The following is a 24,290-nucleotide window of genomic DNA, read 5'->3' as shown; positions in this document are numbered from 1 at the left end:
CGAACGCCCTCGTGAACCCGCTTACAGCACCGGCAGGTTCTTCCGCAGCTCGAAGGCCGTGACCTCCGACCTGTACTCCTCCCACTCCTGCTTCTTGTTGCGGAGGAAGAAGTCGAAGACGTGCTCGCCCAGCGTCTCGGCGACGAGTTCGCTGCGTTCCATCAGGGAGATCGCCTCACCGAGGTTCTGCGGGAGCGGTTCGATGCCCATGGCGCGGCGTTCGGCGTCGGAGAGGGCCCAGACGTCGTCGTCGGCGCCGGCGGGGAGTTCGTAGCTCTCCTCGATGCCCTTGAGGCCGGCGGCGAGGAGGACGGCGTACGTCAGGTAGGGGTTGGCGCCCGAGTCGATGGAGCGGACCTCGACGCGGGCCGAGCCGGTCTTGCCGGGCTTGTACATGGGGACGCGGATCAGGGCGGAGCGGTTGTTGTGGCCCCAGCAGATGTAGGAGGGGGCCTCGCCGCCCGAGCCGGCGGTGCGGGCCGAGCCGCCCCAGATGCGCTTGTAGGAGTTGACCCACTGGTTGGTGACGGCCGAGATCTCCGCCGCATGGCGCAGCAGGCCCGCGATGAAGGAGCGGCCGACCTTGGAGAGCTGGTACTCGGCACCGGACTCGTAGAAGGCGTTGCGGTCGCCCTCGAAGAGGGAGAGGTGGGTGTGCATGCCCGAGCCGGGGTATTCCGAGAACGGCTTCGGCATGAACGTGGCCTGTACGCCCTGCTCCAGCGCGACCTGCTTCATGACCAGGCGGAACGTCATGATGTTGTCGGCGGTCGACAGGGCGTCGGCGTAGCGGAGGTCGATCTCCTGCTGGCCCGGCGCGCCCTCGTGGTGGCTGAACTCGACCGAGATGCCCATCGATTCCAGCATGGTGATGGCCTGGCGGCGGAAGTCCATGCCGACGTTCTGCGGGGTGTGGTCGAAGTAGCCGGAGTTGTCCGCCGGGACCGGCTTGGAGCCGTCCAGCGGCTTGTCCTTGAGCAGGAAGAACTCGATCTCGGGGTGGGTGTAGAAGGTGAACCCGAGGTCGGAGGTCTTGGCCAGGATCCGCTTCAGGACGTACCGGGGGTCGGCGAAGGACGGGGAGCCGTCGGGCATCAGGATGTCGCAGAACATCCTGGCCGTCCCCGGCGCCTCGGCCCGCCACGGCAGGATCTGGAAGGTGCCCGGATCGGGCTTGGCGATCATGTCCGACTCGTACACCCGGGCGAAGCCCTCGATCGCCGAGCCGTCGAAGCCGATGCCCTCGTCGAAGGCCTGCTCGAGCTCGGCGGGGGCCACGGCGACGGACTTCAGGAAGCCGAGCACGTCCGTGAACCACAGACGCACGAAGCGGATGTCGCGCTCCTCGAGCGTACGGAGTACGAATTCCTGCTGCTTGTCCATTTCCACACCCATCCTCGCTGATCAGGCCAGCATGCCACCACACGGTTTCGTGCACGTTGCGAACCCATAGTGCATGGAGCTCTGTGGCGTAGGTAACGGAGGCCTCGCAGACTGGTCCCATGGACCGTGGCACACGGGAGCTGCCCGGCGCCGGCACGCCGCCGGCCTGGCTGCGCCTGCTGCCGTGGCTGACGATGGTCCTTCTGGTGGTCGTCCAGCTCACCACGCCCAAGAGCGTGCAGCTCGGTTTCGCGTTCGCCGTCGTGCCGCCGCTGACGTCGCTGCTGTACGGGATGCTCGGCACCGCCCTGGTGGCGGCCGCGATGTTCGGGCTGCTGCTGTTCCCGGTCATCCGGGCCGACGACGTGACGCACGGCGACCTGCTGGCTTTCGGGCTGATCGGTGTGGTCAGCGTGGTGCTGGCGTGGGTGCGGGCGCGCCGGGACGCGCAGCTCGTATCGGTTCGCACGGTCGCGGAGGCGGCCCAGCTCGCGGTGCTGCCGCCGATGCCGGAGTGGGTGGGTCCGGTGCGCTGCGGTGCGCTGTACCGGGCGGCGGAGCGGGGGACGCTGGTGGGCGGCGACCTGTACGACGTGCAGCCGGGGCCGTACGGGGTGCGGGCGATCGTCGCCGATGTGCAGGGGCACGGGCTGGCGGCGGTCGGCACGGTGGCGGCGCTGCTGGGCACGTTCCGGGAGGCGGTGCTCGACGAGCCGGAGCTGGCGGGGGTGGCGGCGCGGCTGGACCGGCGGCTGGTGGTGGACGCGGCGGGGCGCGGGGACACGGAGGTGTTCGCGACGGCGGTGCTGATCGAGTTCCCGCCGGACGGCGCGGCGGTGCGGGTGCTGAGCTGCGGCCATCCGGCGCCGCTGCTGGTGGACGGCGGCGGGGCGCGGGAGGTGGAGCTGTCGCCGGGCGCGCCGCTGGGGCTGGGACTGGCGGAGTTCCGGGCGCCGGAGCCGGTGACGGTGCCGATGCGGCCCACGGACGTACTGCTCGCGCACACGGACGGGGTGACGGACGCGCGGGACGAGACGGGCGCGTTCTACCCGCTGGCGGCGCGGTTGGGGGCGGGGACGAGGCCCGCCTCGCCGGTGGAGTTGGTGCGGGCGGTGTGGCGCGATCTGTCGTCGTACGCGGGTGAGGTCGCCGACGACGTGGCCCTGCTCGCGCTCAGTACACCGGACGGCCATGGCTGACCGGGCGGCCGCCCATTAACATCAGCGCCCATGGGGGGCCAGCGGCTCATACGCATCGTGCGTCCCATGGCGACCATCGGCGCCGTGGCGACGCTCCTCGCCGCGCTCTTCGTCTGCCTCGCGCCGCACGGCGGTGCGGAGCACGGCCGGGACCGGGACCACGGGCGGGGGATGACGCTCGCCGCGGCCGTGGAGCACACCGTCTCGGAGTACACCTGTCCGTACGACCGGGGTGACTGCCGGCTCTTCCCGTACCTCACCCCCGCCGTCCTCACCGCCCCTCCCCTCGACCCGCCCCCGCACGCGGACGGCCTCGTGCGGGTCGCGCTGTCCCCCTCCGCCGGCCGGCCCGCCGCCCACGAGGCGCGGCCGCGCGCGCCGGACCTCCATGTCCTCCAGGTTCTGCGGACCTAGGCGGCCCGCCGCAGTTCCGGACGCAACCACCACCTCCCACCCCCACGAGAAGGAACCACCACCATGGCTGCCAACCGATCCTCGACCGCCGACCGCCGCGCCCGGATAGAGGAGATGCGCCGCGCCGAGAAGGCCCGCGAGCGGCGCAACCGCATCATCACCATCTCCATCAGCACGCTCGTGGTCGCCGGCCTCGTCGGCTTCGGCGGATACGTGCTGAACAAGGAGAACAAGGAGCAGGAGCAGCGGGAGGCCGCCGCCAAGGCGCCGATCGCGGACGAGAAGTCCTGGGACGCCAAGAAGCTGGGCCGCAACCACGTCACCAAGGCCGTCACGTACCCGATGAAGCCCCCGGTCGGCGGTGACCACGACCAGGTGTGGATGAACTGCGACCGGGACGTCTACAAGAAGCCGATCCCCGAGCGCAACGCCGTGCACTCGCTGGAGCACGGCGCGGTGTGGGTGACGTACAACGACAAGGCGCCGGCGGCGGACGTGAAGAAGCTGGAGGAGAAGGTCGGGAAGACCTCGTACTCCTTCATGAGCCCGGTCAAGGACCAGGCCGGCGCGATCATGCTCAGCGCCTGGGGCAAGCAGGTGACGGTCGACGGCGCCGACGACCCGCGGGTGGACGCCTTCTTCACCAAGTACGTGCAGGGCCCGCAGACGCCCGAGCCGGGCGCGGCGTGCACCAACGGGCTGGGCGAGCAGTGACGCGTACGCAGTGGGCTTCGGTCACCGCGGTGGTGCTGGCGCTGCTCTTCGCCGGGGCGGCGACGGTCGCCTCGGCGGGCCCGGAGCCCTCCGCCCAGGCGGCCCCGGCGGCGGATTCGGCGGACGCCGGGTTCGCGCGGGACATGTCGGTGCACCACCAGCAGGCGGTGGAGATGTCGTTCATCGTGCGGGACCGCACGAAGGACGAGGAGGTGCGCCGGCTGGCGTACGACATCGCCAACACGCAGGCCAACCAGCGGGGCATGATGCTCGGCTGGCTGGACATGTGGGGGCTGCCGAAGGTCGCGCCGGGAGTTGAGCCGATGGCCTGGATGGGCATGCCGTCCCACGGGTCCTCGCACTCCGGCGGCGGGTCCTCGCACTCCGGCGGGCTCATGCCGGGGATGGCCACGGCGGCCCGGATGGACCAACTGCGGGCGGCGAGCGGCCGGCAGGCGGAGGTCCTGTACCTGCGGCTGATGACCGAGCACCACAAGGGCGGGGTGCACATGGCGCGGGGCTGCGTCGACAAGTGCCGGCCCGGTGTGGAGCGGGACCTGGCCCAGGGGATGGTCGACGCCCAGGAGTCGGAGATCCTGCTGATGGCCGACCTGCTGAAGAAGCGGGGCGCGAAGCCGTAGGCGGCTCCCGCTGTCCGTGTGTGCGGCCGCTCCGGGTGTGTCCCGGGGCGGCCGTACGGCGGTGCAGCGGTCGCGGGGCGGTGGGGGCGCGGCGAGAATGGAGGCGCTCGGGGACCGACGTACGGCGCTCTATGGCGTTACCGGAGGAAAGAACCCCATGACCACCGCCAAGGACATCATGCACCCCGGAGCCCACTGGCTCCCCGCCCACGAGACCCTCGACCGTGCCGCGCAGATGATGCGCGACCTCAATGTCGGCGCCCTGCCCATCGCCGACGAGAACGAACGGCTCTGCGGCATCCTCACCGACCGTGACATCGTCGTCGGCTGTGTGGCCATGGGCCACGACCCGGCCCAGGTCAAGGCGGGCGACATGGCGAAGGGCACCCCGCGCTGGATCGACGCCAACGCGGACGTGGAGGAGGTCCTCCGCGAGATGAAGGGCCACCAGATCCGCCGGCTCCCGGTGATCGAGAACAAGCGGCTGGTCGGCATGATCAGCGAGGCCGACCTCGCCCGTCACCTGTCGGACTCCCAGGTCGCCAACTGGGCGGAGAAGGTCTACGAGCAGGGATGACCGCCCATCCACCGGGGGCGTGACGCGCGTGCCGTGTCACGCCCCCGGTGCGTGCGCCGGGGGCGGCGCCGTGTCGTCGGCCGGCCCGGCGTGGCCCGGCCCGCCGGCCCCGGTCACCCGGGGCTGCCGGCTCCCGGGGTGTCCCTCGTCCCCCCGCGCGCCCTGCGCCTCCCGCGCCCCCTGTACCCCCCGTGCCCCCTGGCCCAGCACCGCGTCGGCCAGGGCCTGCGGCCGGTCCAGCATCATCAGGTGGCCCGTGCCCGGCACGGCCTCGAAGCGGGCACCGAGCAGGTCCGCGAGGGCACGCTGGCGGCCGGTCCAGCGGGTGGACGCGGGCGCGGCGAGCACGGTGACGGGGACGCCCGGCGGGAGCGGGTGGCGCTCGCGCAGGGCGAGGAGCTCGGCGGCGACGGCCCGGTAGTGGGTGTTCTCCAGGAGGGCGCCGTTCAGCACCCGTGAGGTGGCGTAGCAGCGGCGTATCAGCGCGGCGGGGGCCGGGTCCGGGGCGTGGCCGGGGCGGGAGAGGCGGACCACGGCACGGCGGGTGAGCGGACCGAGCGCGGCGGGCGCCCCGGCGGCGGACAGCACGGTGGCGACGGCACGCGCGAGCGCGGTACGCACGCCGGGGGCGGCGGGCACGCGCGCGTGCTCCTCGACGGACGCGTCGACGAGGACGACGCCGGCGGTGCGGTCCGGGTGCAGCCGGGCGAACGCCTCCGCGTGGAACCCGGCGATGGAGTGCCCGACGACGGTGGCCGGCCCGTCGAGCCCCAGGGCGTCGAGGACGCCCGCGATCCGGTGGGCCTCACCGGCCGCGGACGGCGCCACGGCGGGCGGGCCGCTCAGGCCGTGGCCGGGTCGGTCGAAGCGGACGACGGTGCGGTGCGGGGCCAGCAGCGGGACGAGCGGGTCCCAGTCGAACCAGCTCATCGCCAGCCCGGCACTCAGCACGCAGACCGGGCCGCCGCCCTCGACGACCACGTGGTGGGGCACGCCCCCGACCCGTACGAAACTCATCCGTTCCCCCTCGTCACCGCGTGCGCCCGGATGGACGCCAGCCTGCCATGCCCGGTGTGACGCGGACCTCCGGGACACCTCCGGGACATCGTGTCGCTCTGACGATTACACTGGCCGCGTGCCTCAACTACGCCTCGCCCTGAATCAGATCGACTCGACCGTCGGCGATCTCGCCGCGAACGCCGAGGCGATCGTGCACTGGACCCGGCACTCCGCCGAGCAGGGAGCGCACCTGGTCGCCTTCCCCGAGATGGTGCTGACCGGTTACCCCGTCGAGGACCTGGCCCTCCGGTCGTCCTTCGTCGAGGCGTCCCGCAGCGCGTTGCGCGCGCTCGCCGCGCGCCTCGCCGCCGAGGGCTTCGGGGACCTGCCGGTCGTCGTCGGCTACCTGGACCGCTCCGAGAAGGCCCAGCCCCGGTACGGCCAGCCCGCCGGGGCGCCGCAGAACGCCGCCGCCGTGCTGTACGGCGGCGAGGTGGCGCTCACGTTCGCCAAGCACCACCTGCCGAACTACGGGGTCTTCGACGAGTTCCGGTACTTCGTGCCCGGCGACACCATGCCGGTGATCCGGGTCCGCGGGGTCGACGTGGCGCTCGCCATCTGCGAGGACCTGTGGCAGGACGGCGGCCGCGTCCCGGCCACCCGCAGCGCGGGCGCCGGGCTGCTGGTGTCCATCAACGCCTCGCCGTACGAGCAGAACAAGGACGACGTCCGACTGGACCTGGTGCGCAAGCGCGCCCAGGAGGCCGGCTGCACCCTGGCGTACCTGGCGATGATCGGCGGCCAGGACGAGCTGGTCTTCGACGGCGACTCGATCGTCGTGGACAAGGACGGCGAGGTCGTCGCGCGGGCGCCGCAGTTCGCCGAGGGCAGCGTGGTCCTGGACCTCGACCTGCCCGCCGCGTCCGCCGACGCGCCCACGGGCGTGGTGGACGACGGCCTGACGATCGAGCGCGTGGTGCTGTCGGAGGAGCCGGTGCCCGCCTACGAGCCGGAGCTGACCGGCGGGTACGCGGAGCGGCTGGACGACGACGAGGAGGTGTACACCGCGCTGGTGGTGGGCCTCCGCGCGTACGCCGCGAAGAACGGTTTCCGTTCCGTGCTGATCGGCCTGTCCGGCGGCATCGACTCGGCGCTGGTCGCCGCGATCGCCTGCGACGCGCTGGGCGCGCAGAACGTGTACGGCGTGTCGATGCCGTCCAAGTACAGCTCGGACCACTCCAAGGGCGACGCGGCCGAGCTGGCCCGCCGCACGGGGCTGAACTTCCGCACCGTACCGATCGAGCCGATGTTCGACGCGTACATGGGCTCGCTGGGCCTGACGGGGCTGGCGGAGGAGAACCTCCAGTCGCGGCTGCGCGGCACCATGCTGATGGCGATCTCCAACCAGGAGGGCCACATCGTGCTCGCGCCGGGCAACAAGTCCGAGCTGGCGGTCGGCTACTCGACGCTGTACGGCGACTCGGTCGGCGCGTACGGGCCGATCAAGGACGTGTACAAGACGTCGGTCTTCCGCCTCGCGCGGTGGCGCAACCGGGCGGCCGAGGAGCGCGGGCAGACCCCGCCGATCCCGGAGGCGTCCATCACCAAGCCGCCCAGCGCCGAGCTGCGCCCCGGCCAGGTCGACACCGACTCGCTGCCGGACTACGACGTCCTGGACCGGATCCTGGAGCTGTACGTCGACCGGGACCAGGGCAAGGAGGCGATCGTCGGCGCCGGCTACGACGAGGAGCTGGTGACGCGGACGCTGCGCCTGGTGGACACGGCGGAGTACAAGCGGCGCCAGTACCCGCCGGGCACCAAGATCTCGGCCAAGGGCTTCGGCAAGGACCGGCGCCTGCCGATCACCAACCGCTGGCGCGAGACGACGACGGGCTGACCGGCCGGTCCTGAACAGCGAAGGGGCCTCCCGCGACGAGCGGGAGGCCCCTTCGGCGTACCCCAGCCGGTCAGAGCGTCACACGTGCCGCGATCGGCAGGTGGTCGCTGTCCGTGGCCGGCAGCGTCCAGGAGGCGACCGGCTCGACGCCCTTCACCATGATCTGGTCGATCCGCGCCATCGGAAACGCGGCCGGCCAACTGAAGCCCATGCCGTCGCCGGCCGCGCCCTGCGTGGAGCGCATCTGTGACGTGACGGCGTTCAGCGACCGGTCGTTCATGGTGCCGTTCAGGTCGCCGAGCAGGATCACCTTGCCCAGGTCCTCGCGGACGATGGCCTCGCCGAGCGCGTCCGCGCTGTCGTCGCGCTGGTTGGCCGTGAACCCCGCGTTCAGCTTGACCCGCACGGACGGCAGGTGGGCGACGTAGACGGCGACCTCGCCCTTGGGCGCGGTCACGGTGGCGCGCATCGCCCGCGTCCAGCCCATCCGGATGTCGACCGGCCGGCTGTCGCTCATCGGGTACTTGCTCCACAGGCCGACCGTGCCCTGGACGGAGTGGTACGGGTAGGTGTCGGCGAGCGCCTGCTCGTAGACCGGGACCATGCCCGGCTTGAGCTCCTCCAGGGCCACCACGTCCGCCCCGGAGCCGGAGATCTGGCGGGCGGTGCCCTCGGGGTCGGGGTTGTCGGCGTTGACGTTGTGCGTGACGACCATGAGGTCGCCGCCGGCGCCGGACTTGTCGGTGACAAGCCCGCCGAAGAGGTTGAGCCAGATCACACCCGGCAGCAGGGCGGCGATCAGCGCGGTGGCCGAGCGGCGCAGCAGGGCGGCGACCAGGATCACCGGGACGAAGACGCCCAGCCACGGCAGGAACGTCTCGGTCAGGCTGCCCAGGTTGCCGATCTTGTTGGGGATCTGGGCGTGGAAGACCATCAGGAGGGCCACCAGCACCGCGCACCCGGCCAGCAGGCCGCCACGCCGCCAGATGCCCGGATCACGGCGCCAGCGGTCGACCACCGACCGGACCCGGGACCCGGTGCGCCGCGGCCCCTGCGCGCTGCCGTTCCCCGTCTCCGTCACGTCCACCCGCGCCATGCCGCCGTCCTCACTGCCTTGCTCGTCGTGCTCTGTCGTACGCCCCGCCCCGGACCCGACCCTAGGGGATGGGGAGACGGCCGTACTGCCACGAGGACGATGAGGCGGCGCGCCGGGTTCCGGGGGTTGCGGCCCCGGCGGCGGCTGTGACAGAACGCGCACAAACGGACCCGGGGACGCGGCGGCGGAGATGGCCGTGGGCCCACTTCCCCCCACGCGGCACGAAGTGCCACCATGGACGTGGTCCGGGGACGCCGTAAGGGCGCCTCGAGATGACGAAGGAGCCGTTTCACATGACGCTTCAGGCTGCCCGGAAGCAGCCCGCCGACAGCAGCAAGGCGCTGTACGGCGGCAAGGGCACTCGCCGCATCACCGTCCACGACATCGCCGCCGCCAAGGAGCGTGGCGAGAAGTGGCCCATGCTGACCGCCTACGACGCGATGACCGCCTCCGTGTTCGACGAGGCGGGAATCCCGGTCATGCTCGTCGGCGACTCGATGGGCAACTGCCACCTCGGCTACGAGTCCACCGTCCCCGTCACCCTCGACGAGGTCGCCATCCTGTCCGCCGCCGTCGTACGGGGCACCAAGCGGGCCCTCGTCGTGGGCGACCTGCCCTTCGGCTCGTACCAGGAAGGCCCCGTGCAGGCGCTGCGGTCCGCCACCCGGCTGGTCAAGGAGGCGGGCGTCGGCGCGGTCAAGCTGGAGGGCGGCGAGCGGTCGCTGCCCCAGACCGAGATGCTGGTCCAGGCCGGCATCCCCGTGATGTCGCACCTGGGCCTGACCCCGCAGTCCGTCAACACCATGGGCTACCGGGTGCAGGGCCGCGGCGACGAGGCCGCGCACCGGCTGCTGCGCGACGCCAAGGCCGCGCAGGACGCGGGCGCCTTCGCGGTGGTCCTGGAGCTGGTCCCGGCCGAGCTGGCCGCCGAGGTCACCCGGTCCCTGCACATCCCGACCATCGGCATCGGCGCCGGACCCGACACCGACGCGCAGGTCCTCGTCTGGACCGACATGGCGGGCCTGACCGGCGGCAAGGTGCCGCGCTTCACCAAGCAGTACGCCGACCTCCGCCGCACGCTCGGTGACGCGGCGCGGGCGTTCGCCGACGACGTGGTCGGCGGAACGTTCCCGCAGGAGGAGCACACCTTCCACTAGCCACTCCCGGTACAGACGACGGCCCGCCGACTTCCCCCATCGGCGGGCTGTCGGCATCTGGGGCCGGGCGTAGCCTGGAAGAGGACTCGGGGGACGTCTCGCACCCGCCCGGGAGGCGGTACACATGCCCGGAATCGTGCGCAAGAACTTCGACTCGGCAGACGAGACCCGCCCGTTCGAGGACGGCAAGGGCAAGCTCGATCTGATCAACACCGACAAGGGTCCGGTCGGCCGGGCCGTCTTCGAGCCGGGCTGGCAGTGGTCCAAGCACGTCAAGCCCATCGCGGGCACCGAGAGCTGCCAGGCCGCGCATGCCTGCTACGTGGTCAGCGGCCGGATGAAGGTGGTCATGAACGACGGCACCGAGGGCGAGGTCGGCCCCGGTGACTTCACGGCCATCGAACCGGGTCACGACGCCTGGGTCCTCGGCGACGAGCCGTGCGTCCTGGTCGACTGGGTCGGCTTCGGCCAGTACGCCGTGCCCGCGGGGTCCACCTCCTGACCCGTGGACGACCCTTCGGCGGTCTGTCGGCGGTGTGTCGGTGATCCGTCGGTGACGTGTCCTCGCTGTCGGTGGGATGTCGGTGGGATGTCGGTGGCCGCTGTTCCCATGGGGGCATGACACGATCCGACACCAACGCCGTCGAGGTACGGGGCCTCGTCAAGCACTACGGCGCCACCAAGGCGCTGGACGGGGTGGACCTCGACGTCCGCGAAGGCACCGTCCTCGGGGTCCTCGGCCCCAATGGCGCCGGCAAGACCACCCTCGTCCGCTGCCTGTCCACCCTGGTCGTCCCGGACTCCGGGACGGCCACCGTCGCCGGGTACGACGTCGTACGCCAGCCACGGCAGCTCCGCCGCACCATCGGGCTGACCGGCCAGTACGCGTCGGTCGACGAGAAGCTGTCCGGCCGGGAGAACCTGTACATGATCGGGCGGCTGCTCGACCTGTCCCGCAAGGACGCCCGCCGGCGCGCCGACGAGATGCTGGAGCGGTTCTCGCTGACGGAGGCCGCGGGGCGCCCGGCCACGCAGTACTCCGGCGGTATGCGGCGCCGCCTCGACCTGGCCGCGTCCATGATCGGCCGGCCGTCCGTCCTCTACCTGGACGAGCCGACGACGGGCCTCGACCCCCGTACCCGCAACGAGGTGTGGGACGAGGTCCAGCGGATGGTCGCCGAGGGCGCGACCGTGCTGCTCACCACCCAGTACATGGAGGAGGCCGAGCAGCTCGCGCACGAGCTGACCGTCATCGACCGGGGGCGCGTCATCGCGCACGGCGGGGTCGACGAGCTGAAGGCCAAGGTCGGCGGCCGCACCCTCCAGGTACGGCCCGTGGACCCCGCCCAGCTGCCCGCGATGGCCCGGGCGCTGGGCGACAGCGGACTGGCCGGCGTCGCGGGGGCGACGGTCGTCCCCGACGAGGGCCTGCTGTACGTGCCGATCCTCAGCGACCAGCAACTCACCGCGGTGGTCGGGCTGCTGGGTACGCACGGCTTCGGCATCGCGCACATCGGCACCCATCTGCCCAGCCTGGACGAGGTGTTCCTGGCCATCACCGGCGAGAAGACGTCATCCGCGGCGTCCGACACGATCCCCGAGGAGGTCGCCGCATGAGTACGGTGACGACGGCGAATCCCGCGAAGACGGCGCCCGCCGAGGGGCGCATCGGCGCGCGGGCCAACGCCCGCCACATCGGCGCCCTGGTGCGCCGCAACGCCCTCCAGATCAAGCAGGACCCGGAGTCGATGTTCGACGCCGTCCTGATGCCGGTCATCTTCATCCTGCTGTTCGTGTACGTCTTCGGCGGCGCGATCGCGGGCAAGGGCAACCAGCAGGACTACGTCAACTACGTCACCCCCGGCCTGATGGCGATGATGGGCATCAACATCGCCATGGCCGTCGGCACCGGGGTCAACGACGACTTCAAGAAGGGGGTGATGGACCGGTTCCGGACGATGCCGATCGCCCGGTCGTCCGTCCTCCTCGCGAAGATCGTCGTCGAGGTGGGCCGGATGCTGATCGCCACCACGATCCTGCTCGGCATGGGCTTCCTGCTGGGCATGGAGATCAAGACGTCGGTGCTCGATCTGCTGGCGGCGGTGGGGCTGTCGATGGTGTTCGGCGCCTCGCTGATGTGGATCTTCATCCTGCTGGGGCTCAGCATGCCCACGACGCAGGCGGTGCAGGGGGTGGCCATGCTCGTGCTGATGCCGCTTCAGTTCGGCTCGTCGATCTTCGCTCCGCCGACGTCGATGCCCGACTGGCTGAAGGCGTTCACCGACTACAACCCGCTGTCGAACCTGGCCGACGCCGCGCGCAACCTCATCAACGGCGGGCCGGTCGCCCACTCGGTGTGGATGACGCTCGCCTGGGCGGCGGGCATCACGCTCGTCACGGCCCCCCTCGCGGTCGCCAGGTTCCGCAAGCGGACCTGAGCGTCGTCACGTGGCGTCCGTGGCGCCCATGGCGTCCAGCAGGGCGGCGGCCTCCTCGGCGGTGAGGCCGCCGCCCTCGGCGTGGGCGGCGTCGAAGGCGGCGTCGTCCCCGAGGGCGGCGCGGGCCTCCGACGTGGCCGTGGCCAGGCTCTCGCGCTCCATCGGGGTGGCCACGTGCCCGTCCGGGAGGAGCCCGGCGTGCGTCCCGAGCAGCACGGCCGCCGTGCGGGCCCGGTCGCGCCCGCCCAGTCCGGCGAGCGCCCACGCGGCGGTGACCAGGTGAATGGCCGGCATGTGCGGCGCGACCATCATCGACAGCGGTTTCAGGGCGTGGGCCAGGGCGCGGACGGCATGGCCGACGGCGTCGGCGTACCGGCCGTCGAGGTTGTCGAGCCAGGCGAGCACGCCGAGCGTGAAGCCCTCGAAGAGCGACAGCGAATCGTAGGCGAACTCCTGCCTGACCAGGCGCAGTTGCTCCCGGGCCTCACCGGTGCGGCCGGTGCGGCCCAGCCACAGCGCCAGGTACAGCCGGGCGGCCGGTACGGCCTCGTGCCCCGCGCTGCGGCCCCGGGCCAGGACCTCGCACAGGATCGCCTCGCCCTCGGCGCCCCGCCCGACCTCGTTGAGCGTCCCGGCGTACCGGACGCGCAGCAGCGCCGTCTGGGCCTGCGCGCCGAGCCGTTCGGCGTGGCCGACGGCGGCCGCGTAGTCCTCGGCGGCGCCCTCGAACTCGCCCCGCCGCTCACGGGCCTCGCCGCGCGCCGCCAGGGCCTCGGCCGCGCCCCAGGAGTCGCCGAGCCGCTCGAAGATCTTCAGGCTCTCGTCGGCGTCCCGGCCGGCGTCACCGGCCCAGTCGCTCCGGTTGGCGAGCACGTTGGCGCGCATCTGGAGGATGTGGGCCAGCTCCCACTCGTAGCCGAACTCCCGGCACGCGTCGACGGTGGCGTCGAGCAGCCCGCGCAGCTCGCGGGGGTCGCCGGTGAGCAGCACGGCGTACCACCAGAGCATGCCGGGCATGCGGCAGGTCTGCGGCAGGCCCGGCCGGTACGCGCTGCGCATGCGGCGGAGCTGCTCCAGGCCCTCCGGGCTGGTCCAGGTGGACGTCTGGTGGTCCATGTTGACCAACTGGATCAGGCGGACGCCCCGGCGCGCCTCTTGGAGCTGTTCGCCGTCCATCGGCGGCGGGGCGTCGGTGCAGCGCTCGACCAGGGGCGGGGCGGGGGCGATGGGCGGGGCGTACGGGTCGGGGCCGAGCGCGGCGGCGGACTCCGCCCAGTGCAGGGCGTCGGCGCGCAGGTCGCGCATCTGCCAGTACCAGACGAGGGACAGCACCAGGCAGAGCGCCTCCTGCTCGTCGCGGGCGGCGACGGCGCGGCGCAGCGCGGTGCGGAGGTTCTCGTACTCCGTCTGGAGCCGGGCGAGGGCGGCGCGCTGGCCCGGGCCGCGCAGCTCGGCGTCGGCGGTGCGGGCGAGCTCCCGGTAGTGGACGAGGTGGCGGTGCTCGGCGGCGGCGCGGTCACCGGCCTCGTCGAGGCGTTCGGCGGCGTACTCGGCGACGGTCTCCAGGAGCCGGTAGCGCATGTCGCCGCCGTCGGGGGCGGGTTCGGCGACGACGAGCGACTTGTCGACGAGGGAACCGAGCAGGTCCAGCGTGTCGGGCGCGTCCGGGCCGCCGCACACCGCCTCGGCGGCGTCCAGGTCGCAGCCGCCCGAGAACACCGACAGCCGCCGCAGCACGGCCCGCTCCGGCTCGTCGAGCAGGTCCCAGGACCAGTCGACCACCGCGCGCAGCGTCTGCTGGCGCGGCAGGACGGTGCGGCTGCGGCTGCGGCTGCCGCTGGTGAGCAGCCGGAAACGGTCGTCGAGCCGGTCGGCGATCCGGCGCGGGGTGAGCATGCGCAGACGGGCGGCGGCCAGTTCGATGGCCAGGGGCAGCCCGTCGAGGCGGCGGCAGATCTCGGCGCACGCGTCTGGGTCGTCGGCCACGTCGAACCCGGGCCGGGCGGCCGCCCCGCGCTCGGCGAGCAGCCGCAGCGCCATCGGGTCGGGCAGCGGGTCGACGGGGCGTACGGTCTCGCCGGGTACGCCGAGGGGTTCGCGGCTGGTGGCGAGGACGGTGAGCCCCGGGCACTCCTCCAGGAGCCGCTCGGCGAGCGCGGCGGCGGCGGCCACGACGTGCTCGCAGTTGTCGAGCAGGATCAGCATGCGGCGCCGGGAGCAGTGCTCGGCGAGCCGTACGAGGGCGTCACCGGCGTCGCCGTGGCGCTCGGCCGCGCGCAGCTCCTCCGCCCCGGCGCCGCGCAGCACCGTCTCGCGCGCCCCGAGCGCGGTGAGCACCGCCTCGGGCACGGCGTCGGGGTCCTCGACCGGCGCGAGTTCGGCCAGCCACACCCCGTCGGGCCACGCCCGCGCGCCCCGCTCGGCGGCCTCCTGCGACAGCCGCGTCTTCCCGGCGCCGCCGGGCCCGAGCAGCGTCACGAGCCGTGCCCGCGCGAGGTCGTCGAGGACGGCCCCGATGTCCTCCTCCCGCCCCACGAAACTGGTCAGCCGCGCCCGCAGGTTGCCGGGCCGGTGCGCCCCCGCTGCCCCCGCCCGGCCGGAGTCGTCCCCGTCCCGGTACGCGGGGAAGCCCCCGGGCGGGGCACCGGCGTCCGGGCCGGCCGGACGGCGTCCGCCGGACGCGGCGGGGGCGGGAGCACCGGCGGGGCGGCCGTCCGCGTGCCCGTGCACGTGGCCGTGCGGGTGCCCGTCCGCGGCGCCATGCGCGTGCCCGTGCAGGTGGCCGTGCGCGTCCGCGTGGCCGTGCGCGTCCGCGTCGGGGCGGAGGAGTTCGGCGTGGAGGGCGCGCAGTTCGGGGCCCGGGTCGGTGCCCAGGCGGGTGGCGAGGTCCTGGCGTACCGCCTCGTACGCGGCCAGGGCCTCCGCCGGGCGGCCCGCGGCGCGCAGGGCCCGGACGCGCAGCGCCTGGAGCGGTTCGTCGAGCGGGAACTCGCCGCACAGGGCGGCCAGTTCGGGCAGCGTCTCCTGGGGGCGGCCCAGGGCGAGCAGCGCCTGGAGCCTGGCCCGGCGGGCCTGGAGGCGGCGCGCCTCCCAGCGGGCCGCCTCCGCCGCCCGGTCGGGCAGGTCCGCGAGCGGCCCGCCGCGCCACAGGGCGAGCGCGTCGTCCAGGGCGGTCACCGCGTCGGCCGGCCGGCCCGCCTCCAGGGCGCGCACACCCTCGCCCGTGAGCCGTTCGAAGCGGTGCAGGTCCACGTCGTCGGGGTCGGCGCCGAGCCGGTACCCGCCCGCCGCCGAGACCACCGCGTCCGGCCCGAGGGCCCGCCGCGCCCGCCCCACCAGGGCCTGGAGCGCGCCGGGCGCGTCGGCGGGCGGCTCACCGGCCCACACCTCGTCGATCAGGAGCCCGGCCGGGACGGTCCGCCCGGCGCGCAGCGCCAGTACCGTCAGCAGCGCGCGCAGCCGCGCCCCGCCCAGCGGGACGGCGGAGCCGTCGGCGTGGTGGGCCTGCGTGGGACCGAGAACGGAGATGCGCACCGCCCCATTCTCCTTCCCTCCGCCCCGCGCGCCCCGTCCGGTACGGTCGACCGGTCCGTACCTCACCCGCCCGACCTCCAGGAGCGCCGCCCATGGCCACCGCCACCTCCCGCCACAGCGACCGGAGGATCAGCCCCGTCTTCCTCGGGATCGCCGCCATCATGGCGGTCACCGGATGGGCGGTGTGGACGGGCTTCTCGGCCAACCTCGGCCTCGCCGTCTTCCTCTTCGTGACGTCCGGGTGGGTCGTCTCGCTCTGCCTCCACGAGTACGCGCACGCCCGCACGGCCCTGCACGGCGGCGACCTCACCATCGGCGCGAAGGGCTACCTGACGCTCAACCCGCTGAAGTACACGCACGCGCTGCTCAGCATCGTGCTGCCGGTGGTCTTCGTCATCATGGGCGGCATCGGCCTGCCCGGTGGGGCCGTGTTCATCGAGCGCCACCGCATCCAGGGGCGGTGGAAGCACAGCCTGATCTCCGCGGCGGGCCCGCTGACGAACGTGCTGTTCGCCGTCGTGTGCACCGCGCCGTTCTGGCTGGGCGCCCTGGACGGCGTGCCGTTCGGCTTCCGCTTCGCGCTGGCGTTCCTGGCACTGCTCCAGGTGACGGCCGCGATCCTGAACTTCCTGCCGGTGCCGGGTCTGGACGGTTACGGCGTGATCGAGCCGTGGCTGTCGTACAGGATCCGCCGCCAGGTGGAGCCGTTCGCGCCCTTCGGGCTGCTCGCCGTCTTCGCGCTGCTCTTCGTCCCGGAGATCAACCACGCCTTCTTCGGGCTGGTCGACACGGTCCTCCAGGCGCTGGGCGTCCAGGACGCCGAGACGTACTGCGGGCAGGACCTGTACCGGTTCTGGCAGGAGCAGAACGCGCTCTGCCAGGAGGCCGTCAGCCGGTGACGTTCTTCGCGCGGCGGTGGTAGTACCACGCCATGTTCGAGGAGACGCCGGCCAGCAGCACCCACACGATGCCGAGCCAGGTGCCCTGGACGAAGGAGACCACCGCCGCGGCGACGGCGAGGACGCAGACGGCGAGGGCGTACAGAGCGAGGCGGGGCATGGGGGTCGGCTCCTGTCCGGGTACGGCGTGAAACGTGCCCGTCCAGTGTCCCCCATGCCCCGCCCCGCCCCCGCTGCCGGTCAGATGTCGGTGACGCGCAGGCCCGCGTGGGCCTTGTAGCGGCGGTTGACCGAGATCAGGTTGGCGACCAGGGCCTCCACCTGGTGGGCGCCCCGCAGCCGGCCCGCGAAGACGCCCCGCATGCCGGGGATGCGGGCGGCGAGGGCCTGCACGATGTCGGTGTCGGCGCGCTTCTCGCCCAGCACCATCACGTCCGTGTCGATCTCCTCGACCGTCTCGTCCTGGAGCAGGACGGCGGACAGGTGGTGGAAGGCGGCCGTCACGCGCGAGTCGGGCAGCAGGGCGGCGGCCTGCTCGGCGGCGCTGCCCTCCTCGGGCTTGAGCGCGTAGGCGCCCTTCTTGTCGAAGCCGAGGGGGTTGACGCAGTCGACGACGAGCTTGCCGCGCAGTTCCTCGCGCAGCGCCTGGAGCGTCGCGGCGTGGCCGTCCCACGGCACGGCGACGATCACGATGTCGCTGCGCCGCGCGCACTCGGCGTTGTCGGCGCCCTCGACGCCGAGGCCCAGCTCGGCGGCGGCGGCCTCGGCGCGCTCGGCGGCCCGCGAGCCGATGATCACCTTCTGGCCGGCGCGGGCGAGGCGGTAGGCGAGGCCGCGGCCCTGGTCGCCGGTGCCGCCGAGGACACCGACGACGAGCCCGGAGACGTCGGGGAGGTCGTACGGATCAGTAGTCATGGTCCCGACAGTACGCGGCGCGCCCCCGTCCGGGTGACGCGCCGCCGAACGCCCGCGCGAGCGGCGGTGGCAGGGGCACGATACGACGCCATGGATGCCGTACGTGTCGCACTGCTGCGTGAGGTCCTGGCCGGTACGGAGTGGCCCGCGGCGACCCGCCGGTTCGCCGCGGCGCTGCGGTCCTCGGTGGTGCCGCAGGGCGGCGGGCTGCTGCTGGTGGGCACGGCCCGGTACGAGCCGTGGCACCTGGCCGCGCACCTGGTGGACGAGGCGGCCTGGTCGGGCCGGCCGGAGCTGGCGCCCACGCTGGTGCGGCACCGGGTGCGGCCCGCCGACCCGGCGCACCTGGCGGTGGGCCTCGGGCGGCTGGAGGCGGCCGGGCGGGGCGCGACGCTGCTGGTGGTGGCGCCGGAGCGGCCGGACGGCGCCCTGCTGGAACGGGTGCACGACGCGCGGCGGGCGGGCGCGACGGTGCTGTCGCTGGACGGCGGCGACCGGGAGGTGCACGGGCTGGCGCACGAGGCGCTGTCGGTGGCGGAGGCGGACGACGTGGACCTCGACATCGTCCAGCACCTGGTGAGCGCGGCTGCGGGCGAGAACACCCTGCCGGCCGCCCGGCACGGGCGTCGCCGCTTCCACGACCGCCTGGCGCGCCTGGCGGACCACCTGACCTCGCCACCGCCGCCGCGCTGGTAGCGCCTTCGAAGATCCGCCGCGCCGCCGCGGCCGGCCCTGACCGGAGACGGGCCGGGCCGGGCGGGGCGACGGCCCGCAGCGGGGCCCGGGGCCCTAGGGGGTGTCGTTCTCGCCGCGGGGGGCGTCGTGCCATTTGGGGTCGGTCTCCCACTCCAGGTTGCGCTCCCGGGCGGTTTCCATCGCGTGGGAGGCCTCCTCGCGCGTGGCGTACGGGCCGAAGCGGTCCGCCGCGCGGCATTCCGGGCCTTCCTCGACCCTCCGGTGCTTCAGGCAGTAGTACCACTCGCCCGGTTTTCCGACGGTGCGCCTCTTGAACAGGGCCATCTCGGCTCCTTCCTCTGTCGCAATGGTGCCCCGCGAGGCCTGGTTAGACTCGCTGGCATGTCTGGCCAGTCGCTGCTCGTACCAGGGGAGCTCTCCCCCATCCGTTCCGTTCCCGGATCCATCCGCCGCCCCGAGTACGTGGGCAAGCCCGCCCCGACGCCGTACACCGGCCCGGAGGTGCAGGACTCCGACACCATCGAGCGCATGCGCATCGCGGGCCGCATCGCCGCGCAGGCGATGGAGGAGGCCGCCAAGCACATCGCGCCCGGCGTGACGACGGACGAGCTGGACCGGGTCGCGCACGAGTACATGTGCGACCACGGCGCCTACCCGTCGACGCTCGGCTACCGGGGCTTCCCGAAGTCCCTGTGCGCCTCGATCAACGAGGTCATCTGCCACGGCATCCCCGACTCGACCGTCCTGCGCGACGGCGACATCGTGAACCTCGACGTCACGGCGTACATCAACGGCGTCCACGGCGACAACAACGCCACCTACCTGTGCGGCGACGTCGACGAGGAGTCGCGGCTGCTCGTCGAGCGGACCCGCGAGTCGCTCAACCGCGCCATCAAGGCGGTCAAGCCGGGCCGCCAGATCAACGTCATCGGCCGCGTCATCGAGTCGTACGCCAAGCGCTTCGGCTACGGGGTGGTGCGGGACTTCACCGGGCACGGCATCAACTCCTCGTTCCACTCCGGCCTGATCATCCCGCACTACGACTCCCCGCACGCCACCACGGTGATCCAGCCCGGCATGACGTTCACGATCGAGCCGATGCTGACGCTCGGCACGCACGAGTACGACATGTGGGACGACGGCTGGACGGTGGTGACGAAGGACCGCAAGCGGACCGCGCAGTTCGAGCACACGCTCGTCGTCACGGACACGGGTGCCGAGATCCTGACGTTGCCCTGACGCCCCCGGCGGGTACCGTTTTACCGACAGACCGTCGGGAACCAGTTGACTTAGGTAAGCCTAAGTAGGAAGATCGGCGGTAGTGGCGGTCACGGCTGCCACGTTCCCGTCCCCTCGGTCCCCCGGAGGCCCGCCTTGGACGCAAGCGGCACCGCCACCCCGTTCTCCACGCTCATCCGCACCGCCTCGCACCAGCAGCACACGGAAGCGGAGAACTCGACCTTCATGAGCGACCTGCTCGGCGGGCGGCTCGGCGTGGACGCCTACGCCCGCTACACCGAGCAGCTCTGGTTCGTGTACCGGGCGCTGGAAGGAGCCGCCGACGCGCTGCGGGACGACCCGGTCGCGGGGCCGTTCATCCAGCCGGAGCTGTTCCGCACCGCCGAGCTGGAGCGGGACCTGGCCCACCTGCGCGGGCCGGGGTGGCGGGAGACGGCCACCCCGCTCCCCGCCACCACCGCGTACGCCGCCCGCGTCGAGGAGTGCGCCCGCACCTGGCCCGCCGGGTACGTGGCGCACCACTACACGCGCTACCTGGGCGACCTGTCCGGCGGCCAGATCATCCGCGACAAGGCCGAGCGGACGTGGGGCTTCGCCCGCAAGGGCGACGGCGTCCGGTTCTACGTCTTCGAGGGCATCCCCAACCCGGCCGCGTTCAAGCGCGGTTACCGGGAGCTGCTGGACCGGGTGAACGCCGACGACCTGGAGAAGCAGCGGATCATCGACGAGTGCAAGCGCGCCTTCGACTTCAACGGCGCCGTCTTCCGCGAGCTGGGCGCGGAGTTCCCGCTCAGCGCCTGATCTCCCTCACGCGGCCGCCGAGTTCGATCGTTCCGTCGGGGCCGGGGGCCGTCAGCAACTGCGACCCCCGGCCCTGCGTGATGTTCAGCGCCCGGCCGAGCCGGGCCGTGAGCAGCAGGGCGGCGGCGCCCGTCGCCTCGTCCTCCTCGATCCCGTCGCCCCGCCCCGGGAAGGCGCGCGCCCGCACCCGGCCGGCCGCCTCGTCCTCCCACGCCCAGGCGTAGACCCACTCGCCGGGCGGCGGCACCTCCAGCGCGTCGACCTCGCCGGCCGACCCGTACTGGCGCAGCGTCCGCGCCGGCGCCCATTCCGCCCGGGCGGTGATCCACGTGAACTCGCCGTCCTGCCGCGCCCACACCTCGCCCGCCGGCGGGTTCACCACCTCCAGGTCCAGCAGCCAGGCGGTGCCGACGAGCGGGTGCCCGGCGAACGGCAGCCGCACGCCGGGCGTGTAGATGTCGACGACCCCGCGCTCGGGGTCGTCGACGAACACCGTCTCGCTGAAGCCGAGCTGCTTGGCGAACGCCTGCCGGGACGCCTCGTCGGGGTGGAGCCGTCCGTCGCGTACGACTCCGAGGAGGTTGCCGTGGCGGCCGTCACCTCCGCAGAAGACGGCGAGCACCTCGTATGCACTGTTCACCCCGGCATTGAAGCACGCGGCCCGTAACCGGTCAGGCGGTACGGCGGCGGCGTACCGCGAACACCATGGCGGCGCCCGCCACGACCGTCGCCGCGGCGGCGGCCGGCACGGAAGCGGCGGGAAGACCGGCGCCGGTCGTGGCCAGGGAGCCGGACGCGCCGCCGACGGCGCTTCCGCCCACCGTGCCGCCGCCCACGGTGCTTCCGCCCACGGTGCCGCCGCCGGACGTCGCCCCGCCCGTCGCGGGCGGCAGGGTGGCCGCCTCGTCGAGCGAGAGCACCACCGTCACGGGGTCGATCGCGGTACCCGGCTTGTAGAACGCCTCGCCGCCCGGCCCGGCGAACTGCGCCGCGCCGTCGGCGGTGAGGGTGGCCGGGACGTCCCGGAGGGACACGACACCGTTCGCCGCCGCGTAGTCGGCCTCGGCCAGATCGAGGTCGGCGAACTTCACGTCGTTCTTGGTGCCCTTGGCGGTGGTGACGTCCGCGAGCAGCGTGCCGCGGCCGCCGGACGCCTGGATCCGCACGTCCCCGATGGTCCAGTCGATGGTGTGCGCGGCGCACGCGAAGCGCAGGCTGCCCTCGAACGCGGCGTCGACGGTACGGGCCTTCGCGTCCACGTCGGCCCGGCCGAAGCGGAAGTCGTACGCGGTGCCGTTCGCGGCGGCGCCCCCGGCGGGCGTGACCGTACCGCCGCAGGTCTCGGTGACGTACGTACGCCAGGACTGCTTGACGCCCCAGGTCAGCCTGCCGCCGACGACGTGGGAGGCGGGCGCGGCGGGTGACGAGGTGGGCCTGGGCGCGGTGGTCGGTGTCGCCGTCACGGTCGGTGCGGCCGTCGCCGTCGCGGTCGGCGTGGGGGTGGGCTTGGGCGTCGGGGTGGGGGTGGGGGTGGGGGTGGGGGTCGGCGTGGCGGCCTGGCGCACCGTCAGGGTCGCCGGGTCCAGTCGGTCGCCCTCCTTGTAGTAACCGGCGAACGCCTCCGCGCCGCCCTTGGTCAGCTTGGCGGGGATGTCCTTGAAGACCATGGCACCGCCCTGCCCCTGGCCCGGCCGTATGCCCGTCATGTCGAGCGCCGCGATGGCGACGTCCTGCTTCGTCTCGACGACACCGTCCTTGTTCTTGGCCACGACGTCAGCGGTGATCTCGCCGGTCGGCGCGGCCGAGCCCTTGGTGGAGAGCCTCAGGTCGGAGAGCTTGATGTCGAGGACGCCCTGGTGTGCCTCGAAGCGGACGCTGCCCCGGAAGGTGTTGCTGGTGGCGTGCGTGCCCGGGTCGTACGTTCCGGTGCCGTCGACGAATGTGAAGGGCCCGTTGTCCGGGGCCTGTTCGGCGCCGTCCTCGACGGTGATGCGGCCGTGCGCGAAGGGCGAGGCGAGGTACTTTCGGAAGGACTCCTTGAAGCCCCAGTCCAGTGTGCCGTCCTTGAGTTCCCGTGCGGGTGCGGCCGCCGCGGGTGCGGCCGCGGCGGGGTCGGTCGCGGCGGGACCGGCCGCCGCCACGGGCATCGCGAGGGCGATCGGGCCGAGCACGGCCGCCGTGGCGACGGCGGTGGCAAGGGCTGTGGAGCGCATGGTCGTTGGTCTCCTCGGGGGGTGGCCGAAAGGGGGGTCAGTGGGCGCGCGTACGGCGTCGGCGTACGACGGCGTACGCGGTGAGCGCGGCGAGCACGGCGACGAGCAGCACGACGGCGGCAAGGGCGAGGTGGGTGCCCTCTTCGGACTCCGTGCCGGCACGGGGGGCGGCGGTGGGCGGCGGGGTGTCGCTGCCCAGGTCCGGCAGGGCGGGCACGCGGGCCGTCGCGCCGACGGCGACGGCGAGCGAGACGGGGTCCATCGCGGTGCCGACCCGGTACATGCCGCCGAACGCCTCCGCCCCTCGTGCGGTGAGGGTCGCGGGCGCCTCCGTGACGGCCGCGAGGCCGTTGGCCGGGGCGAGGCGCCCGGCCGCGAAGGTGACCAGCGGGACCGCCTTTTCGGTCCGGCCGGCGCTGGTGACGTCGGCGCTCAGCGTGCCGCGGCCGCCCCTCACGTGGACGGTGACCGCCGTGAGGGTCAGGTCCAGGTCGCTGCCGGTGAAGCGGACGCCGCCCGCGAAGTCGGCGTCCAGGGTGCCGTCACGCGGGTCGTACGTGCCCGTGCCGCGCGGGAAGCGGAACAGTGCGCCGCCGTCCTGGGCGCCCCCGCTCAGGGTCCAGCGGCCCTTGGCGACGGGACCGGTGACGTACTCGCGGAAGGTGCGGCGTACGCCCCAGTCGACGGCCGCGTCCCGGAAGGCGCCCGGGGAGGGCTGCGTGGTCGCGGACGGAGCAGGGGGCGGAGCGGACGGGGATGGGGACGGGGACGGGGACACCGACGGGGTGGGCGTGGGCCGGGGAGGTGCCTGGACGTCCACCGACAGGCTCACCGGGTCCAGTGGCGTGCCCGCCGCGTAGTACCCGGCGAAGGCCCGCGCGCCCTCGGCGGTGAGCGTGGCCGCAACGGAGTCGAGGACGATCGGTGAGCCGCCGCCCCGCATGTCGATGCCGGACAGGTCGAGGGAGGCGAACGGGACGGTCTGCCCGCCCACGTCAGCGTACAGGGTGCCCTTGCCGTTCTCGGCACGGACACGGGGGCGGCCGACGGTGAGGTCGAGTCGGTGCGTCCCGTCCGGCTCGCGGTGGCCGAGGAAGTGCACTCCGCCGGAGAAGGCGGCCTCGAAGGCACCGCTGTCCGGGTCGTACGAGCCCTGGGCGGAGTGGAACCGGAACCGGCTGCCGCCGGTCGTCGCGGCACCGCCCGTCAGGCTCCAACTCCCTTGGGCGATGGGCCCGGTGACGTAGCTCTGAAAGGAGGACTTGATGCCCCAGTCGAGCCGTCCGCCCCGCACCGTGCGGTCCGCCGCGTGTGCCGTGCCGGCCGGGAGCAGCACGGCGGCGAGGACCGCGACCAGGGTGGCGGCGAGTGCGCGGACCGACACGCGCGCGTGGATGCGGGCCGGTCTGGACGACGGCGGCATGGATCCCCCTCCTAGGGCTGGCCACTGAGGTAAGGCTAACCTAAGCTACGTCCGC

General features: G+C 73.3%; 23 protein-coding genes and 1 pseudogene. 14 read left to right on the top strand and 10 right to left on the bottom strand.

The window, feature by feature from the left end; translation table 11 throughout:
- Nucleotides 1-21 precede the first annotated feature (21 nt).
- Nucleotides 22-1,383: a glutamine synthetase family protein gene (locus tag ACZ46W_RS12710; RefSeq protein ID WP_126883080.1), complete on the bottom strand. Its 1,362-nt coding sequence runs from the start codon at nt 1,381-1,383 to the stop codon at nt 22-24.
- 119 nt (nt 1,384-1,502) lie between these two features.
- On the opposite strand from ACZ46W_RS12710, the gene ACZ46W_RS12705 reads away from it, so the two are divergent.
- The 5 genes from ACZ46W_RS12705 to ACZ46W_RS12685 all read left to right on the top strand — a co-directional run bounded on the left by ACZ46W_RS12705 (nt 1,503) and on the right by ACZ46W_RS12685 (nt 4,928).
- Nucleotides 1,503-2,582, top strand: a complete 1,080-nt coding sequence (locus tag ACZ46W_RS12705; RefSeq protein WP_468335654.1) for a PP2C family protein-serine/threonine phosphatase — start codon at nt 1,503-1,505, stop codon at nt 2,580-2,582.
- Between the two features lie 66 nt (nt 2,583-2,648).
- Nucleotides 2,649-2,996, top strand: coding sequence for a hypothetical protein (locus tag ACZ46W_RS12700; RefSeq protein WP_468335651.1), 348 nt, complete (start codon nt 2,649-2,651; stop codon nt 2,994-2,996).
- Nucleotides 2,997-3,059: 63 nt separating this feature from the next.
- On the top strand, nt 3,060-3,710 hold the full coding sequence (locus ACZ46W_RS12695; protein WP_468335648.1) for a DUF3105 domain-containing protein: 651 nt from the start codon (nt 3,060-3,062) through the stop codon (nt 3,708-3,710).
- Complete coding sequence (locus tag ACZ46W_RS12690) at nt 3,707-4,351, top strand: DUF305 domain-containing protein (protein WP_468335645.1); 645 nt, start codon at nt 3,707-3,709, stop codon at nt 4,349-4,351. Before ACZ46W_RS12695 ends, ACZ46W_RS12690 begins: the two co-directional genes overlap by 4 nt.
- Nucleotides 4,352-4,508: 157 nt before the next feature.
- Nucleotides 4,509-4,928 (top strand): CBS domain-containing protein, encoded by a 420-nt coding sequence (locus tag ACZ46W_RS12685; protein ID WP_366129264.1) that lies wholly within the window; start codon nt 4,509-4,511, stop codon nt 4,926-4,928.
- 198 nt (nt 4,929-5,126) lie between these two features.
- Here the strand turns inward: ACZ46W_RS12685 and ACZ46W_RS12680 are convergent.
- Nucleotides 5,127-5,945, bottom strand: a pseudogene (locus tag ACZ46W_RS12680) (alpha/beta fold hydrolase); the annotation flags it as partial.
- Between the two features lie 118 nt (nt 5,946-6,063).
- Here ACZ46W_RS12680 and ACZ46W_RS12675 point away from each other — a divergent pair.
- Nucleotides 6,064-7,824, top strand: a complete 1,761-nt coding sequence (locus tag ACZ46W_RS12675) for an NAD+ synthase (RefSeq protein WP_468335642.1) — start codon at nt 6,064-6,066, stop codon at nt 7,822-7,824.
- Nucleotides 7,825-7,894: 70 nt separating this feature from the next.
- Here the strand turns inward: ACZ46W_RS12675 and ACZ46W_RS12670 are convergent, their stop codons facing one another.
- Nucleotides 7,895-8,842, bottom strand: a complete 948-nt coding sequence (locus ACZ46W_RS12670; protein ID WP_468336978.1) for an endonuclease/exonuclease/phosphatase family protein — start codon at nt 8,840-8,842, stop codon at nt 7,895-7,897.
- A gap of 371 nt (nt 8,843-9,213) precedes the next feature.
- Here ACZ46W_RS12670 and panB point away from each other — a divergent pair, with 371 nt between their 5' ends.
- The 4 genes from panB to ACZ46W_RS12650 all read left to right on the top strand — a co-directional run bounded on the left by panB (nt 9,214) and on the right by ACZ46W_RS12650 (nt 12,515).
- Nucleotides 9,214-10,077, top strand: a complete 864-nt coding sequence (gene panB, locus ACZ46W_RS12665) for a 3-methyl-2-oxobutanoate hydroxymethyltransferase (protein ID WP_468335639.1) — start codon at nt 9,214-9,216, stop codon at nt 10,075-10,077.
- Between the two features lie 124 nt (nt 10,078-10,201).
- Nucleotides 10,202-10,579 carry a cupin domain-containing protein gene (locus tag ACZ46W_RS12660; RefSeq protein ID WP_468335636.1) on the top strand — a complete coding sequence of 126 codons (378 nt, stop codon included), beginning with the start codon at nt 10,202-10,204 and terminating at the stop codon, nt 10,577-10,579.
- Between the two features lie 116 nt (nt 10,580-10,695).
- Nucleotides 10,696-11,694 carry an ATP-binding cassette domain-containing protein gene (locus ACZ46W_RS12655; protein WP_468335633.1) on the top strand — a complete coding sequence of 333 codons (999 nt, stop codon included), beginning with the start codon at nt 10,696-10,698 and terminating at the stop codon, nt 11,692-11,694.
- Nucleotides 11,691-12,515, top strand: coding sequence for an ABC transporter permease (locus ACZ46W_RS12650; protein ID WP_468335630.1), 825 nt, complete (start codon nt 11,691-11,693; stop codon nt 12,513-12,515). Before ACZ46W_RS12655 ends, ACZ46W_RS12650 begins: the two co-directional genes overlap by 4 nt.
- Nucleotides 12,516-12,521: 6 nt before the next feature.
- On the opposite strand, the gene ACZ46W_RS12645 is transcribed toward ACZ46W_RS12650, so the two are convergent.
- On the bottom strand, nt 12,522-16,049 hold the full coding sequence (locus ACZ46W_RS12645; RefSeq protein ID WP_468335628.1) for an AfsR/SARP family transcriptional regulator: 3,528 nt from the start codon (nt 16,047-16,049) through the stop codon (nt 12,522-12,524).
- Nucleotides 16,050-16,141: 92 nt separating this feature from the next.
- Here ACZ46W_RS12645 and ACZ46W_RS12640 point away from each other — a divergent pair, with 92 nt between their 5' ends.
- Nucleotides 16,142-16,948 (top strand): site-2 protease family protein, encoded by an 807-nt coding sequence (locus ACZ46W_RS12640; protein WP_468335625.1) that lies wholly within the window; start codon nt 16,142-16,144, stop codon nt 16,946-16,948.
- Here ACZ46W_RS12640 and ACZ46W_RS12635 read toward each other — a convergent pair.
- Together ACZ46W_RS12635 and npdG are read right to left on the bottom strand one after the other, a co-directional pair.
- Nucleotides 16,938-17,108, bottom strand: coding sequence for a hypothetical protein (locus ACZ46W_RS12635; protein ID WP_468335623.1), 171 nt, complete (start codon nt 17,106-17,108; stop codon nt 16,938-16,940). The two genes, ACZ46W_RS12640 and ACZ46W_RS12635, sit on opposite strands and share 11 nt — an antisense overlap.
- Nucleotides 17,109-17,188: 80 nt before the next feature.
- Nucleotides 17,189-17,863, bottom strand: coding sequence for an NADPH-dependent F420 reductase (gene npdG / locus ACZ46W_RS12630; RefSeq protein ID WP_468335620.1), 675 nt, complete (start codon nt 17,861-17,863; stop codon nt 17,189-17,191).
- A gap of 90 nt (nt 17,864-17,953) precedes the next feature.
- On the opposite strand from npdG, the gene ACZ46W_RS12625 reads away from it, so the two are divergent.
- Nucleotides 17,954-18,559, top strand: coding sequence for a hypothetical protein (locus ACZ46W_RS12625; RefSeq protein WP_468335617.1), 606 nt, complete (start codon nt 17,954-17,956; stop codon nt 18,557-18,559).
- A gap of 93 nt (nt 18,560-18,652) precedes the next feature.
- Here the strand turns inward: ACZ46W_RS12625 and ACZ46W_RS12620 are convergent, their stop codons facing one another.
- Nucleotides 18,653-18,883: a hypothetical protein gene (locus ACZ46W_RS12620; RefSeq protein WP_468335615.1), complete on the bottom strand. Its 231-nt coding sequence runs from the start codon at nt 18,881-18,883 to the stop codon at nt 18,653-18,655.
- 57 nt (nt 18,884-18,940) lie between these two features.
- Between ACZ46W_RS12620 and map the strand changes: the two genes are divergently transcribed.
- Together map and ACZ46W_RS12610 are read left to right on the top strand one after the other, a co-directional pair.
- Entirely contained in the window at nt 18,941-19,798 is an 858-nt protein-coding gene (gene map / locus ACZ46W_RS12615) for a type I methionyl aminopeptidase (RefSeq protein ID WP_468335612.1), read from the top strand.
- A 135-nt stretch (nt 19,799-19,933) separates the two neighbouring features.
- Nucleotides 19,934-20,599, top strand: a complete 666-nt coding sequence (locus tag ACZ46W_RS12610; protein ID WP_468335609.1) for a biliverdin-producing heme oxygenase — start codon at nt 19,934-19,936, stop codon at nt 20,597-20,599.
- Here the strand turns inward: ACZ46W_RS12610 and ACZ46W_RS12605 are convergent.
- The 3 genes from ACZ46W_RS12605 to ACZ46W_RS12595 are packed head-to-tail and all read right to left on the bottom strand — an operon-like array spanning nt 20,589 to nt 24,235.
- The gene (locus ACZ46W_RS12605; protein WP_468335606.1) at nt 20,589-21,239 is read right to left on the bottom strand and encodes a PhzF family phenazine biosynthesis protein; all 651 of its coding nucleotides are present in this window, start codon (nt 21,237-21,239) and stop codon (nt 20,589-20,591) included. The two genes, ACZ46W_RS12610 and ACZ46W_RS12605, sit on opposite strands and share 11 nt — an antisense overlap.
- Before the next feature lie 31 nt (nt 21,240-21,270).
- Nucleotides 21,271-22,812, bottom strand: a complete 1,542-nt coding sequence (locus ACZ46W_RS12600; RefSeq protein WP_468335603.1) for an HtaA domain-containing protein — start codon at nt 22,810-22,812, stop codon at nt 21,271-21,273.
- 37 nt (nt 22,813-22,849) lie between these two features.
- Nucleotides 22,850-24,235 (bottom strand): HtaA domain-containing protein, encoded by a 1,386-nt coding sequence (locus ACZ46W_RS12595; RefSeq protein ID WP_468335600.1) that lies wholly within the window; start codon nt 24,233-24,235, stop codon nt 22,850-22,852.
- Nucleotides 24,236-24,290 lie beyond the last annotated feature (55 nt).

Source organism: Streptomyces sp. NPDC031064 (assembly GCF_055570965.1).
Note: the sequence above shows the minus strand (reverse complement) of the source record. Positions and strands in the feature narration are given on the sequence as shown.